Annotated in this window: 13 protein-coding genes; 4 read left to right on the top strand and 9 right to left on the bottom strand. The window is 46.3% G+C overall.

Annotated elements, in window-relative coordinates:
- Nucleotides 1-204: 204 nt before the first annotated feature.
- The 3 genes from M3202_RS20310 to xylB form a co-directional block, all read right to left on the bottom strand.
- Nucleotides 205-786, bottom strand: coding sequence for a hypothetical protein (locus M3202_RS20310; RefSeq protein ID WP_251225049.1), 582 nt, complete (start codon nucleotides 784-786; stop codon nucleotides 205-207).
- Nucleotides 787-869: 83 nt separating this feature from the next.
- A complete protein-coding gene (locus M3202_RS20305; protein WP_251225048.1) occupies nucleotides 870-1,358 on the bottom strand; it encodes a DinB family protein in 489 nt (162 codons plus the stop codon).
- A 273-nt stretch (nucleotides 1,359-1,631) separates the two neighbouring features.
- The gene (gene xylB / locus M3202_RS20300; RefSeq protein WP_251225047.1) at nucleotides 1,632-3,131 is read right to left on the bottom strand and encodes a xylulokinase; all 1,500 of its coding nucleotides are present in this window, start codon (nucleotides 3,129-3,131) and stop codon (nucleotides 1,632-1,634) included.
- Nucleotides 3,132-3,216: 85 nt separating this feature from the next.
- Here xylB and M3202_RS20295 point away from each other — a divergent pair, with 85 nt between their 5' ends.
- Nucleotides 3,217-3,822: a YesL family protein gene (locus M3202_RS20295; RefSeq protein ID WP_251225046.1), complete on the top strand. Its 606-nt coding sequence runs from the start codon at nucleotides 3,217-3,219 to the stop codon at nucleotides 3,820-3,822.
- Nucleotides 3,823-3,903: 81 nt separating this feature from the next.
- Here the strand turns inward: M3202_RS20295 and M3202_RS20290 are convergent, their stop codons facing one another.
- The 3 genes from M3202_RS20290 to M3202_RS20280 form a co-directional block, all read right to left on the bottom strand.
- The gene (locus M3202_RS20290) at nucleotides 3,904-4,725 is read right to left on the bottom strand and encodes a carbohydrate ABC transporter permease (RefSeq protein WP_251225045.1); all 822 of its coding nucleotides are present in this window, start codon (nucleotides 4,723-4,725) and stop codon (nucleotides 3,904-3,906) included.
- Between the two features lie 14 nt (nucleotides 4,726-4,739).
- Entirely contained in the window at nucleotides 4,740-5,618 is an 879-nt protein-coding gene (locus M3202_RS20285) for a carbohydrate ABC transporter permease (protein ID WP_251225044.1), read from the bottom strand.
- Nucleotides 5,619-5,849: 231 nt separating this feature from the next.
- Nucleotides 5,850-7,157, bottom strand: a complete 1,308-nt coding sequence (locus M3202_RS20280) for an extracellular solute-binding protein (RefSeq protein ID WP_251225043.1) — start codon at nucleotides 7,155-7,157, stop codon at nucleotides 5,850-5,852.
- A 221-nt stretch (nucleotides 7,158-7,378) separates the two neighbouring features.
- Between M3202_RS20280 and M3202_RS20275 the strand changes: the two genes are divergently transcribed.
- Nucleotides 7,379-8,563, top strand: a complete 1,185-nt coding sequence (locus M3202_RS20275; protein ID WP_251225042.1) for an ROK family protein — start codon at nucleotides 7,379-7,381, stop codon at nucleotides 8,561-8,563.
- 73 nt (nucleotides 8,564-8,636) lie between these two features.
- Nucleotides 8,637-10,247 (top strand): glycoside hydrolase family 43 protein, encoded by a 1,611-nt coding sequence (locus M3202_RS20270; RefSeq protein ID WP_251225041.1) that lies wholly within the window; start codon nucleotides 8,637-8,639, stop codon nucleotides 10,245-10,247.
- Between the two features lie 147 nt (nucleotides 10,248-10,394).
- Here M3202_RS20270 and M3202_RS20265 read toward each other — a convergent pair whose 3' ends face one another.
- From M3202_RS20265 to M3202_RS20255, 3 genes are all read right to left on the bottom strand, one after another.
- On the bottom strand, nucleotides 10,395-11,423 hold the full coding sequence (locus M3202_RS20265) for an aldose epimerase family protein (RefSeq protein WP_251225051.1): 1,029 nt from the start codon (nucleotides 11,421-11,423) through the stop codon (nucleotides 10,395-10,397).
- A gap of 76 nt (nucleotides 11,424-11,499) precedes the next feature.
- Nucleotides 11,500-12,837 (bottom strand): xylose isomerase, encoded by a 1,338-nt coding sequence (gene xylA / locus M3202_RS20260; protein ID WP_251225040.1) that lies wholly within the window; start codon nucleotides 12,835-12,837, stop codon nucleotides 11,500-11,502.
- Between the two features lie 167 nt (nucleotides 12,838-13,004).
- Complete coding sequence (locus M3202_RS20255) at nucleotides 13,005-13,559, bottom strand: NADPH-dependent FMN reductase (protein ID WP_251225039.1); 555 nt, start codon at nucleotides 13,557-13,559, stop codon at nucleotides 13,005-13,007.
- 350 nt (nucleotides 13,560-13,909) lie between these two features.
- Between M3202_RS20255 and M3202_RS20250 the strand changes: the two genes are divergently transcribed.
- Nucleotides 13,910-14,944, top strand: a complete 1,035-nt coding sequence (locus M3202_RS20250; RefSeq protein WP_251225038.1) for an AraC family transcriptional regulator — start codon at nucleotides 13,910-13,912, stop codon at nucleotides 14,942-14,944.
- Nucleotides 14,945-14,954: the final 10 nt, after the last annotated feature.

The following is a 14,954-nucleotide window of genomic DNA, read 5'->3' as shown; positions in this document are numbered from 1 at the left end:
TGCCTCGGACTTCCTTCAGATTCTAGGTCACCCTAGACACCCTTGTCGTTGGCTAACAGTTACAGTGACCTTCACTGCTCGGGACTTGAACCCTATAGCCCATGCACATGCCGGGCACACCAAAAAATGAGCTTGAGGTTTCTCAAGCTCAAAGCAGTACTACATACAGCACCAACGTAGTGAAGTCTAATTAAGAAGTGGTATTTAGTTATTCCCCTCCCGATAAAGCAATTCCCCATCAGTGGAATAAGCAAAAACCGTGTCTACTCCTTCATTACCGTCATCTTGTTCCGAAACAAGATACCAATAGGTTCTCCCGTTATTTCGTATTAGACTTGCATCACGTTTCCTATCGTTATATTCAATCGTCATTTTATTAATTTCAGCGTCACTCACTTCCCCGAAAAATACAGTTGTATAGGAGCTTTCACCTTCCATGGAAACTTCCCCTTTATGCCACGTCGACTGCCCAAAAGAAAAAGGCTTTCTTTCCTCATCAGTAGCGTAGCCTGAACTCCCTTGATAATCCCAACCGTCTTCTTTCAATGAAAAGTGCAGAATTCCATACCCCTCCGGAGACTGGTAAAAAGCAAATGCCGTTTCATTTAATTCTTCAGTATGAAAAACATCAGCTGCTGCAAGCTCACTTTCTAATGCCGCTTCCTGTACCGTTTTAAATTGAGTAGTTGTATCCTCCTCAACGATAGGGCTACAACCTGAAACTATCGTGATAAAGATGGAAAGTATCGCAAATAACAGGAACTCTCCTTGCTTGATTGCCTTCATTACATCAGCCTTTCTTTTTTATTGCATGCTAAACAGCTGGAGTCACAGCTTAGCTTTTCCCCACCCTTTTGTTGAAGAAAGCTTTATTCGGAAAGTCCTAATATGTCCGTATTTTTAGGTATGTAACCAAATAGACGTAGCATTGCTACAATTTGTCCTTTATGATGAAATTCATGCGTAATAGAATGGATCAGTAATTGATGTGGTGTTTTTCTAACAGTTCCACTTCCTTCTTTCCAAGAAAGTTCTTTTTCGATATTATCGTCAAATGTTACAGTAAATCGTTCAAATACAGCATCTACATATTTGTCTGCTTGTTGAAAATAGAGTTGAATATCACCTATCTGCATCTTTTCTATTGCTTCTTTTGTTAATAGTGGTGATGTTGTTTCTGAAAGTACGAAGGAACCAAGCCAAGCATGATAACAACCAGCCACATGGACTAATGTATCCCTTATACTCTGAAAACCAAACCCACTTTCTCTTGTGAAATCATTTTCCTTTATTTCTGTACACTGTTCTAATAAAATCTGCCTTGTTTGTTTTACCCACTCATATTCATTTTTTTCCACTAAATTCCCCCCACCCTCTTAAAAATAGCAACTAACAGAATATTCCTCCGATTATACACTAATTCATACCCTTATCAACATTCTGTGCTAATCATTTTTGTTAAACTATTCTGCTTCGTTAGTGCTAGAATGCTTAAACAACTTTATTATACTTGCACATTTACCTCAAGCACTATGCATATGAAAAGGGCCCTGCAAAAGGTGAAAACAGCCTCTTGCAGGGCCCCTAGTATGGCTAACCAGCTTTGTTTCAGTCTTCTTTAAATACACAGCCTATTTTCGGAATTTGACTAAGCTGTTGTTCAATTCCTTCGTATTCAAATAGACAGCCTGATAAAGCCGGAACAGTTCCTTGTACTGCTCCACGTTGTCTTGGACAGGCTGAAATTCTTTTTCGACCTTCAAGAATGCAGCGGCACAATGACGCAGGCTCGGAAACCAGCCACAGCCGACAGCGGCCAGCATCGCCGCCCCCATCCCCGGTCCCTGCTCGCTTGAGAGCTTAACGATCGTCGCTTCAAAAATATCGGCCTGCATTTGCAGCCATGTTTCGTTCTGCGCGCCCCCGCCGATGGAGACAATCGTATCAATCCTCTTGCCCTGCTCACGGAAAATTTGCACCGATTCATGCAAGGAAAATGTAATTCCCTCCACGATCGCGCGAACGAAGTCCTTCCGTTCATGCGAGCTGTCAATGCCGATAAAGCTGCCGCGGATCACCGAATCGGCATGCGGCGTTCGTTCCCCGGCCAAATACGGGGTAAACAGCAGTCCATTGGCGCCAGGCGGAACCGTATCGACTTCTTCGAGCAGTTCGGAGTAGCTTTCATCCTTCGCAAACACCTCTTTAAACCAGCTGAGGCTGAAGCCGGCGGCCAGCGTCACACCCATCGTATAAAAGCAGTCAGGGGCGCCATGATTAAAATAATGAACGACTCCCTGAAAATCTTTATCCCCGCTTGATTCATAGGAAAGCACAACGCCGGACGTTCCGATACTCGCCAGCGTCTTTCCTTCCTCAAGAATGCCTGAGCCAATCGCTCCGCACGCATTATCGGCCCCGCCGGCAAATACGCGCGTTTGCGCAGATAACCCGGCACGTTCAGCCACCTCTGGCAAAACGGTGCCCACCTCTTCATGCGAACCGATCAGCGGCGGGCAAAAGTCAGGCGCCAGCCCGAACAGGCGGCAAAGCTCGGGACTCCATTCTTTTTTGGCGATGTCGAGCAATAGCGTCCCGGCCGCATCGGAATAATCGATATGAAGCTGTCCGGTCAGCTTTAGCCGGACGTAATCCTTTGGCAGGACAAATGTTTTCGCTTTTTGAAAAAGCGCAGGCTCATGCTTTTTCACCCATAAAATTTTCGGCAGAGTAAATCCTTCCAACGCCGGGTTTTTCGTCACCTGGAGAAGCCGCTCCTTGCCGGCCGTCTCATAAATTTCCCGGCATTCCGCCGTAGTCCGCGTATCATTCCAGAGAATTGCATTGCGCAAAGGCTTCTGCTTCTCATCCAACAGCACAAGCCCGTGCATCTGGCCGGAGAAGCTGAGTCCCACAATTTGTGAGCGATCTCCGGTAAACTGATCGAGCAGCTCGCTCAATCCGGCAATCGTCTGCTTTACCCATATGTCCGGCTCCTGTTCGCTGTAGCCTGCTTTCTGCTGGATCAAAGGATAAGCTTTGGAAACCTCTGCCGCCACTGCCCCTTGCTGATTGACGAGCAGCAGCTTGACGGCGCTTGTTCCTAAATCAATTCCGATTACATAGTTCATCGCATTTCCTCCCCCTTTGTTTGTTTATTAAACGAATAAAGCATTATATAATAGATCCTGTATCTTTATTGCAGGGAGGCCGATTATGGGGCGCGCATTATACAGTATCCTTGAATGGATCACACGTTTTGCCTATTTAAATGTGCTGTGGATTTTCTTTACGTTAACCGGCGGGATCGTCGTAGGATTATTCCCGGCTACCGTGGCGATGTTTTCTGTTATTCGCCAATGGCTGAAAGGGAAAAGCGACCAGCCTGTCTTTCATACATTTTGGCAGCTTTACAAGCAGGAGTTTCGTAAAAGCAACCGGCTGGGCATTATCATCTATCTCATTTCATTTATCTTCATCTTCAATCTCTTTTTTCTTCAGGCTAATATCGGCGAGCTGCTGATCTGGACATCTGCCCCTTTGCTTGGAGGGATGCTGTTATTTATTCTCATACTGTTTTACCTTTTCCCGGCCTATGCGCATTTCGACTTGCCTGTTTTTCAGCTGATCAGGAATGCCTTCTTAACGATGCTCGTCAGCCCTCTCCATACCTTATTCATCATCCTTGGCCTCGGCGGCTTTTATTTGCTCGCCACCGTCATTCCGGCGTTGGCTGTCGTATTCGGTGCCAGCTTCTATAGCTTCATCACGATGTGGGTCGCCCTTGATGCGTTTCAACGAATACATAAGAAAAACGCATAGCAGTTTTTATTAGAAGCCGACGCCCCGCCCTCCAAAATTTTTATTCTTTTTAAGAAAAGCGCGTAGGGGCTTTTTTTATCACTACCCTTTTACCGCACTCGATGAAATTCCTTCGACAATTTTGTTGCTGAAAAACAGAAAGGCAATCAAAATCGGCAGCACGCTAATGACAAGCGTCGCTCCGATCGCGCCCCAGTCCGTCATATATTGGCCGACGAAGTTTTGAATGCCGACGGTCAATGTTTTGTAAGCATCAGAACTGATAAACGTATTTACAAAAACAAACTCATTCCAGTTATAAATCATATTAATAATCGCCGTCGTCGCCAGCACCGGACTGGAAATCGGTAAAATAATCGTAAAAAACAGGCGGTGCAGGGACGCTCCGTCAATGATCGCCGCTTCTTCGATTTCTTTAGGAATCGTATAATAAAAGCTAAGCAAAATCATGATCGTGATCGGCAAGTTGTAAGCCGTATACGTTAACACAATCGACAGCGGATTATTGATTAAATTCACACTTAAAAACATACTGAAAAGCGGAATTAACGCGGAATGAATCGGAATCATCAACCCTACCATAAACAGCCCTAATACGAGCTTACTCAGCTTCCATCTCATTCTCGTAATCACAAAAACAGCCATACTCGCAATTAACAGCGTCAAAATAATCGAAACTCCGGTAATCCAAATGCTGTTCCAAAAGTAATTGCCGATTCCGCCTTCCCAGACAGCTAAATAGTTTTCCCATCTGATTTCCTGCGGAAGCGCAAATGGTGAGCCGGCGAAAATTTCACGATTGCTCTTTAAGGAAAAGAGAAACAGCCAGATAATCGGGAAAATTTGAAAGACAGCTACAACACTTAAACAAAGGTACAGAAAAAAATAACCAATACGCCCCATCGCCTAAACCTCCTTTAATATTGGATCTCTTCTTTGTCAGCGGTCAGCTTGCGGATAATGATCGTCACGATCAAGGTGATCAGAAGCAGCATAAAGCCGACTGCGCTTCCGTAGCCGAAGTTATAGTTACCAAAAGCAAGTTTGTACATATAAGAGGCCATCACTTCACTCGCTCCATTTGGCCCGCCGCCGGTCATGACGTAAATCAAATCAAAGTATTTCAGCGAGCCGACAATCGCCAGCACAATCGTCACTTTGATCACGCCCATAATTAAAGGCAGCTTAATCCGGGTCGCTATCTGAAATGGCGTCGCCCCATCAATTTTCGCCGCCTCGATGATTGATTCAGGGATACTTTTCAGCGCCGCATAATAAATCAGAATATAAAACCCGGCATATTGCCACAAAATCGGAATGAAGATCGAATAAAGGACAATGTTCGGATCAGCGAGCCATAGCGGCGGGTTTTGCACACCGAATGCCGCGAGTATCGTATTCAGCATTCCGTTTGAAGGATTATAGATTTTAATCCACAGCTGGGCAATCGCGACTGACGAGAGCAGCATCGGAATTAAGTAAATCTTTCTTAACAGATCTGCCCCTTTGATTTTGGAAGCTAAAATCATCGAAACAGCTAAATAAATAACAAGACTGACAGTCGAAAATAGAGCTAATAAAAACGAGTGTCCGGCACTTTGCCAGAAGTTTGTATCCTGGAGAACGTTCATATAATTTTCCAGGCCGATAAACTGCATTGCGCCAATTCCGTCCCAATTCATCAAACCATAATAACCGGTTAACACTAAAGGAATGAAGATTAATAGACCAACGAGTAACAATGCAGGGAGAATATAGAAAGAGATAAACCATTTATTGGACATCACTTTGTTCATATCAATACCCCCTTATTTGCGAAATAGAAAAGAGCCTGGATAAAAAGGTTGATTTTCCCCTTTTTCCAGGCTTGAAGCAGCGAGCGAGGCCTGCGCCTGGTTTTTACACGTCCGTACGGAAGAGGCCACTGAAAAGTCATACTGTTTCAGCAGCTTCCTGGTGACTGTATGGAAGCTGCTGTTTTTAGTGAGGCCATTATTTCGTTGCCAGATTACGAGAGTAAAGCTGTATTACTGTGCCGAAAGAGCTTCTTCATGTTGTCTGGCAAATTCTTCAGGGGTGATCTCCCCGCCGAATAAAGATTGAATTAAATCCAAATGCGTTTGCGCTACGGCAGCCGTCATTTGAACATCTGCATAAAGAGTCAGATTCGTAGCATCATTCAAATCTTCCAATACCTCGACATACATCTCAGGTAAATCGAGTCCTTCGCCGTCGACAATCGTCGCTGGAATCACGCCCGCTTCCGCTACAGCTCTCGAGCCCCATTCCTCAACAAAATAAGCGGCAAACTGCTTCGCTTCTTCCTGCACATCAGAGTCTTCCGCGACAAATAATCCGACACCAGGCCCACCGACAAAGCTGTTGACATCTCCTGCTCCGTTCACAGTCGGGAACTTGAAATAGCCTACATTGTCCCTGAATTCCTGCGGAACATCCTCATTCGTTGTATAGTTTGGCAAATCCCATGTCGCGATCATATACATCGCCGCCTGCTCATTCATAAACATGCTTTTTGCTTCCTCATCAGCCAATCCGTTGAATCCGCTTACAAACGAGTCGTTATCGACCATCTCCTGAACCTTTGCCGCCGCTTCGACTAAAGCTGGATCTTCAAATGATCCAGAGCGGTTAATCGCATTTGTCAGCACATCGGTTCCGCCAATCCGGTCTGCAAAGTACATGAACCACATTGAACCTGTCCAACGGTCTCTGTTGCCGAGCGCGATCGGCTGCACGTTATTTTCATTTAAGGTCGCGATCACCTGCTCAAATTCCTCATACGTTGTTGGTGCTTCAAGATTATACTCATCAAAAATCGCTTTATTATAGTAAACATAAACCGTATTTAATTCTAAAGGCAGTCCGTACGTCTGGCCATCTTTTTCATACGCTTCGAGCGTACCCGCTACAAATTCATCACGCAGGCCGCCTTCCAGCATATCGTCCAACGGGGTGAACTTGTTCCCTTCAACAAATGGATCCAAGTATCCGGCCGCCCACGTCATCCCGACATCCGGAAGCTCATTCGCTGCGGACAAAACCGTAATTTGATCTTTATACTGCTCATTGCTTAACACTTGAAGATCAATCGAAATCCCATGCTCCTCTTCAAAATCGGCAATGATTTCATTGACAATCCGGTAATGTTCTGCCGAGCTTCCCTGTGGCCATAAATGCATGAACTCTACCGTTGCGCCTCCTTCTGCTCCGTTATCGTCCACTGCAGCATCTTCATTTGTGTTTGAGCATCCTGTAGCAATCAGCACCCCTGCCAGCAACATAAAAAACGATGTAACCGCTTTCCTTTTCAACATTGCGGAATCCCCCTTACTTATTATTTGGAAGAAGTTAGGTATTCGCTAACTCAAGGCTAGAATAGCATGAAAAACATCGTTTGTCTAGTGGATAAACTAAGTGATAAATTGAATAATACATGTTATAATAGTGCTCAAGGAAGCGGTTGCATTCCATATGACGACCGGCGGACTGTAATGAACTCAGCCTAAATCTAAACTCAAGAAAGCGTGGACCAATCATGAAAATGACTCAAACGTTCAACCAACATGTCGTCAAAAAACGAAATAAGTCCTTGATCCTTCATGCGATTAAACAATTTTTTCCCGTTTCCAGAGCGGCCCTCGCCACAAAAACTGGCCTTAATAAAGGAACCGTTTCCTCGCTCGTTAATGAGCTGCTGGAGGAACAATTAATTCTCGAATCCGGACCAGGTGTTTCAAGTGGCGGAAGAAGACCGGTCATGCTGCTGTTTAATCAAACCGCCGGCTACTCAATTGGCATTGATATTGGCGTCAACTATGTTCTCGCTGTCCTTACCGACCTTCAAGGCGTAATTTGCTATGAGAAGCAGATTAAAGTGAACCACCCGACCTTCAGGGAGATTAGTGACATCCTTTATGAGGTAATCGACGAATTAATGGCCAACATGCCTGACAGCCCCTACGGCGTCGTCGGCATCGGGATTGGCGTGCCCGGGACAGTAAGCACCGCTGAGGAGATTTTGCTCGCTCCTAACCTGAACTGGAGAAATGTTGATCTGAAGAGCCTTCTTGAAAAAAAATATCATGTGCCCGTAAAGGTGGAAAACGAAGCAAATGCCGGGGCTTATGGGGAAAAGAAATTCGGCATCGGCCAAAAATGCAATGACATCATTTATATTAGCGGCGGAATTGGCATCGGGGTCGGACTTATTTTGAACGGCGAGCTTTATAAAGGGCATAACGGTTTATCCGGTGAACTCGGCCATATGACGATCAATCTTGATGGACCGCTCTGCAACTGTGGCAACAAAGGCTGCTGGGAGCTCTACGCCTCTGAAAAAGCGCTGCTGCAAATGGCCGAACAGCAAGGGATCTTTGCAACGGGGGAAGAAGCAACCTTGGAGGCCGTTGTTCAACTGGCAAGCTCTGGGGATGAAAGAACCTTGCAGTTAATCGGAAAGCTCGGCGAAAATCTGGCAATCGGCATTAACAACATTATTAATACGTTTAATCCTGAACAAATTATTATCGGCAACCGGCTCGCCGCCTTGCAAACATGGCTTGAAGAGATACTGAGGGACAGCTTGAAAAAACATGCATTGGCCACGCACCAGAAAAACTTGCAAATTGATTTTTCCAAATTAGAAAAGCGCTCAGCCGCCCTGGGGGTTGCCGCCTCCTCTACCGAGCATTTTCTGGCGATTAATTTAGAGGAAAATTAAAAGGCTGAAAGTCCGGCCTTTTGGCACAGCGATCTGTAAGCGCTTTACTAAAATACATGCAGAGGTGATAAACATGTCGATCATTCGAAACCCGATTTTACCAGGCTTCAACCCGGACCCGTCTATTTGCCGCGCCGGTGAAGATTATTACATTGCCGTTTCGACCTTCGAATGGTTTCCCGGTGTAGGCATCTACCATTCAAAGGACTTAAAAAACTGGCGGCTCGTTTCCCGGCCGTTAAACCGTCTCAGCCAGCTGCAGATGATCGGAAACCCGGACTCCGGCGGAGTATGGGCGCCGGCCCTCTCCTATCATGACGGGATGTTTTGGCTCATCTATACGGACGTAAAAGTGACCGAGGGCCAATGGAAGGATTGTCATAACTACCTCGTTACATGTGAGACGATTGACGGTGAATGGTCAGAGCCAATCCATATGAACAGTTCAGGATTCGACCCTTCCTTATTCCATGATGACGACGGAAAAAAATACTTCGTAAACATGGTTTGGGATCACCGCGTCTCTCATCATAATTTTTACGGGATCGTTCTTCAGGAATATGACGTCGAACAGCAGAAGCTGGTCGGCAAAAAGGAAATCATTTTCAAAGGAACCGACATTAAGCTGACCGAGGCGCCGCATGTATATAAAGCCAACGGCTATTATTATTTGCTGACGGCTGAAGGCGGTACAAAATATGACCACCAGGCGACAATCGCCCGTTCGAAAAATATATGGGGACCTTATGACGTTCATCCGGAAAACCCGCTTATTACATCGTTTCCTTATCCGAGAAACCCGCTGCAAAAGGCCGGCCACGCTTCAATCGTTCAGACGCATACCGATGAATGGTTTCTCGTTCATTTAACAGGCAGACCGTTACCAAGAGAAAATCAACCGCTACTCGACCCGCGCGGCTTCTGCCCGCTCGGAAGAGAAACGGCGATTCAGCGGCTTGAATGGAAAAACGACTGGCCTTATGTCGTCGGCGGCAATGAACCGGCCCTTGAAATCGAAGGACCGGCCATCGACGAAGTAAAATGGGACGACGTTGCCGAAAAGGATGATTTTGACCAGGATACATTGAGCCTCCATTTCCAGACGCTGCGGATTCCGCTTGATGAGAGCATTGCTTCACTCAAGGAACGCCCCGGCCATCTGCGGCTCTACGGAAGGGAATCACTGACATCGAAGTTTACCCAGGCCTATGTGGCAAGGCGCTGGCAACATTTCACCTTCACCGCCGAAACAAAGGTGGCCTTTCACCCTGAGACATTCCAGCAGGCGGCCGGACTAGTAAACTATTACAATACGCAAAACTGGACCGCGCTCCAGCTAACATGGAATGAAGAAAAAGGCAGAGTGCTTGAACTGACGACATGCGATCATTTTACATTTGATCAGCCGTTGCGGGACCGCCCGATTGTCATCCCGGAGAATATCGACTACGTTTATTTGCGCGTTAACGTAGACACTCACCTTTACCGTTATTCCTACTCCTTTACCGGCAAAGAGTGGACAGAAATCCCGATCGACTTTCACTCCTATAAACTGTCGGATGACTATATCCAGGGAGGCGGTTTCTTCACCGGTGCCTTTGTCGGGATGCAATGTCAAGACACGTCCGGCCAACGTTTACACGCCGACTTTGATTACTTTATCTATAAAGAGCGGCATCATTAAGAAAACCGCGTAGCGGCTTTTCTTAGAAGCGGCGTGCGGAGCCGTTACAATCGTTTAAGGATGGCTGAAAACGGGCTTTTTTCAGCCATCAGCGTAACGCGCGAAGCCGACGCCCTGTCAGGAACCATTCTCCCGGCAGGGCCATTCTTATGTAACCGCAAAGCGGTACGTCGTCGCCGTCCGGTACTCCTCATCTTTTTCCAAAAGGATAGACGGAAAATCAGCGTGATGGACAGCGTCAGGATGATGCTGTGTCTCTAGGCAAACGCCCATATGCTTTTTCCAACGGTCTTCTTCAATCGTATTGGCTGTATAAACGACAACGCAAGGCTCATCTGTTTCGACGATTAGCTCCCTCCCACTTTCTTCATCAACTAAACGGATTTCTTCCTGATGGTTCGCGCTTAAAATGAATGGATGATCGTAGCCGCCTCCGGCCAACTGATTCTGCGGATGATGCGACGTGACCCCGTCCTGCAGACGTCTGCCTGTCCGGAAATCAAATGGGGTATTCGCCACGTCAAGCTTTTCGCCTGTCGGCAGCAAACTCTCATTCAGTGGCAAAAAGCGGTCGCTTTTTAACGTAAGCTTATGTTGAAGCACATCCCTTTGTCCATTGCCGCTCAAGTTAAAATAAGAATGGTTCGTCAGATTAACAATCGTTTTCTGATCCGTCACCGCCCGATAAGAGATCATCAGCTCGTTTTTATTGTTTACGTGATAGGTCACCTTGATGCTTACACGACCCGGATAGCCTTCTGTCTGATTAGGGCTTTCATGGGTAAAGATTACTTTCAGCTCATCAGCGTTTTCTTCGGTCCGGGCCTCCCACACGACTTTATCAAAACCGGTCTTCCCGCCATGAAGATGGTGTTCCCCTTCATTTTTCGCCAGGCGGTGCACGATGCCGTCCAATTCAAACTCGGCATTGCCAATCCGTCCTGCCACCCGGCCGATGACGCAGCCAAAAAAAGCAGTCTGATCGAGATATTTCTCCAGCGTTTCATATCCTATGACGACATTTTCAAGCCTGCCGTGCTTATCCGGAACAACAATCTTTGTTATCGTGCAGCCATAGTTGATACAGCCGACTTCCATTCCGTTGTCGTTTTTCAGCAAAAAGGCTTTCACTGTCTGCCCGTTGATTTTGCCAAATATCCGTTCACTGACTTTCATCATTGCCTCCCCTTCCCTGCCTCATATAAAAATGTACTGAATGCCTTAAGCAATCAGTACATGTTAATCTATGAATCTATGATGAGTGAACACTCGCGAAAGTTTCTACTAGGTACTTGTTCACAGTCGCCTTCAGCTGCTCCAGTCTGCCGGACTGATTATTGTCGATGCTGTCGATCCGTAACGCATGCTGCTCCAGCTTATGAAAGTCTGTTTTCCCTTCGACGATCTCACGGCCGATTCCCGTCGTGTAGCTGCGGTAACGCTCCGCGATAAAATCGTCCAGTACACGGTCATCAATTAATCGTTGCGCTACCTTGGCCCCGATCGCAAAAGCGTCCATTCCGGCAATATGAGAATAAAACAGATCATCGACATCAAACGATCCACGTCTGACCTTCGCATCAAAGTTCAGTCCACCTGAACCAAGACCACCGTTTTTAATAATTTCATACATTCCCAATGTCGTTGAATACAAATCCGTCGGAAACTCATCCGTATCCCAGCCAAGCAGCGGATCTCCCTGGTTTGCATCGACTGAGCCGAGCATCCCGTTAATACGCGCCGTCCGCAGCTCATGCTCAAACGTGTGCCCCGCCAATGTCGCATGGTTCGCTTCCACATTGAATTTAAAAATATCCTGCAAATCGTATTTTTGTAAAAAGGCCAGACCGGTGGCGACATCAAAATCATATTGATGCTTTGTCGGCTCCTTCGGCTTCGGCTCAATTAAAAACTGGCCGTCAAAGCCAATTTCCTTTGCATAGTCTTTCGCCATGTGAAAGAAGCGCGCCAGATTATCAAGCTCCAGCCCCATATCGGTGTTAAGCAGTGTTTCATAGCCTTCACGTCCGCCCCAGAACACGAAATTTTCAGCCCCTAAACGCTTGCCGATTTCCAGTCCCTTCTTCACCTTCGCGGCGGCATAAGCAAAAACATCGGCATTCGGCGATGTGGCCGCTCCATGTAACCAGCGTGGATGGGTGAACATATTCGCTGTGTTCCAAAGCAATTTCACTTTGCTCGTTTTCAAGTGTTCTTCGATTCTGTCAACGATCACATCTACGTTTTTCAATGTTTCGCTCAAAGAATCCGCTTCCGGTGCAATATCAAAGTCATGGAAGCAGAAATACGGCACGCCAAGCTTTTCAAAGAACTCAAATGACGCTTCAACACGCGCTTTTGCCAGTTCCATTCCTGATAAATGATCGTATGGACGTACAGCTGTCCCAACCCCGAACGGATCGTTTCCTTCCCCGGTAAACGTATGCCAATAGGACACGGCAAAGCGAAGAAGCTGCTCCATCGATTGCCCGTTAATCTGCTCAGCCGGATTATAGTATTTATACGCAAATGGATTGTCTGAACTTGCCCCTTCAAACTTGATTTGCTTCACATTGCCAAAGTAGCTCATCTTCCCATCTCCCCTTATCCATTTTAGAAAACGCTTTCAGCAATTGCATTATATCACCGTTAACTTAGTTTGTCTATCGGACGTACAAAGTAATTTTTGTTTTTTTAAGCAGGGCAAAAAATCACCTACAGAAGGTCGATATCTTCCATAGGTGATTTTCGTTTTATTTATGATGTTCGCAACGTCTTTAACGCCCCGCTCCAGGCAATGACTTGATCAAGCATTTCATTCACATTTTTTTGATGCAATTCAGCAGGCTTAAATACTGTAAAGTTCTCAAAATCAGTAAACAGCGACAAAGTTGGATGAGTTCTGACATCAGCGACGAGCAGCTCGCCCAAAATTCCGCGTAAATGCTCTGCGGCACGCGCCCCGCCTGTCGAGCCGTAGCTGACAATCCCGGCCGCCTTGTTAAACCATGCTTCACGGGCAAAATCAACCGCATTTTTCAACGCTCCCGTAATGCTGTGATTGTACTCCTGAACGATGAAGACAAAGCCATCTAGACCGGCAAGCTTCTCGTTCCACGCCGCAATCCCCGGCTCTGTTCCATCTGTCGTTCCTAAAAACGGCAATTGAAACTCAGCGATATCAACAATTTCGTAGTTGGCATCGCCACGCTGCTCGGCGATTGCTTTGACCCACTCTCCCACTTGCGGACTCACTCGACCATCACGTGTACTACCAAGAATAATCCCGATATTCAACTTCTCTGTTGCCACTGCTTCTTCCTCCTTTGTTTACCACCTTAATTAGTACCCACCTGTAAAACTCCCCACCTCTTTTTATAAGAGTGTGAATATTTACCAGTTTATTATAAGCGACAAAGCAATATCTATACAAAGAATACGACTTAAACAAACGTTTCATTAACTGCCTCGGTCCCACTTATTTGCTTCTTGGACGGTCGCCGCCTGGCGTCATCGGCAATTGAATTGGCGTTATTTGTTAGTTACAGAGGAACAAGAGATCGTTAGTATAATAAGTGACAATAAAAAGCGAAACGAATACTGTGCAGATGGAGAAAATCGCACAGCTGCTTTTCTTTTCATACAAAGGAGGGACGGTATGAATGACATCTCATACACGAATTAAAATCCCAGAAGGATTTTGGTCGGGACTGCGACAATTGGGGATTGCTCCTCATGACGTCATTCGGAAAGCGCAACTACCACTTACGATTATTTCAGAACCCGCTGTCAACACAGCTCAATATTTTGCGATTTGGCAAAGTTACTCGGATCTCATTGGCGACACAGCTAAAGGAATCATCCAGCTGGCAACCTCCTTTGAAACATCGAAATATCCGCCGCCGATCTTGGCGACTTACCATGCGCGCAACTATCGCGACGCCTTATACAGGATGGCACGCTACAAACAGCTATGTCCCCCCGAATCATTACACATTACAGAGGAAGATGGACACTGCACAATCGAACTGAAATGGCTCCGTCCAGAGCAATCCGGACCGCCAATGCTCGTTGGGATCACACTGGCCTTTCTTCTTGAACTAGGCCGCCGTGGTACAGGGCAACCATTGAAAGCAAGGGCAGTTGAATTTTCCCATCCAATGGGAGACAGTGAAACACTTGAAGCATACTTTGGCTGTCAGATCCAGAACAATGCAGCCTGCAACCGTCTGACCTTGGAGCGAAGTGAGTTGGACCTCCCTTTTGTCTCCTACAACGCAGAATTACTGGAAATTCTTACTCCGGTTTTAGACCAGTCGTGTGACGAGCTACACGATAGCTTTTCAGTCACCAGGAAGGTCAAGTGGATTATGAAACGCAGCCTGACAGGGGGGCGTCCTTCTATTCATTCTGTTGCGGGCGAATTAGGGATAAGCGACCGCACATTGCAACGCCGGCTTATAGCTGAGGGAACGAGTTTCAAACAACTGTTGATACAAGCCCGGCATGAACAGGCAAGGGAATACCTGGCAAACCCTACACTCGACATTAAGGAAATAGCTTTTTTAATTGGCTATGAAGACGAGAGTTCGTTCTACCGGGCTTTCCGCCATTGGGAAGGCGATACACCTTCTCAATGGCGTATACAGCATTTAGATATCCGTGCAAAAGAGCGCTTTCTGAAGCGTGATAAGTAAAACAAGGAAA

The sequence above is a fragment of the Halalkalibacter oceani genome, from assembly GCF_023715605.1.
In the GTDB taxonomy this organism is placed as follows: Bacteria; Bacillota; Bacilli; order Bacillales; family Bacillaceae_D; genus Halalkalibacter; species Halalkalibacter oceani.
This window is presented reverse-complemented; position numbering and strand designations above follow the sequence as displayed.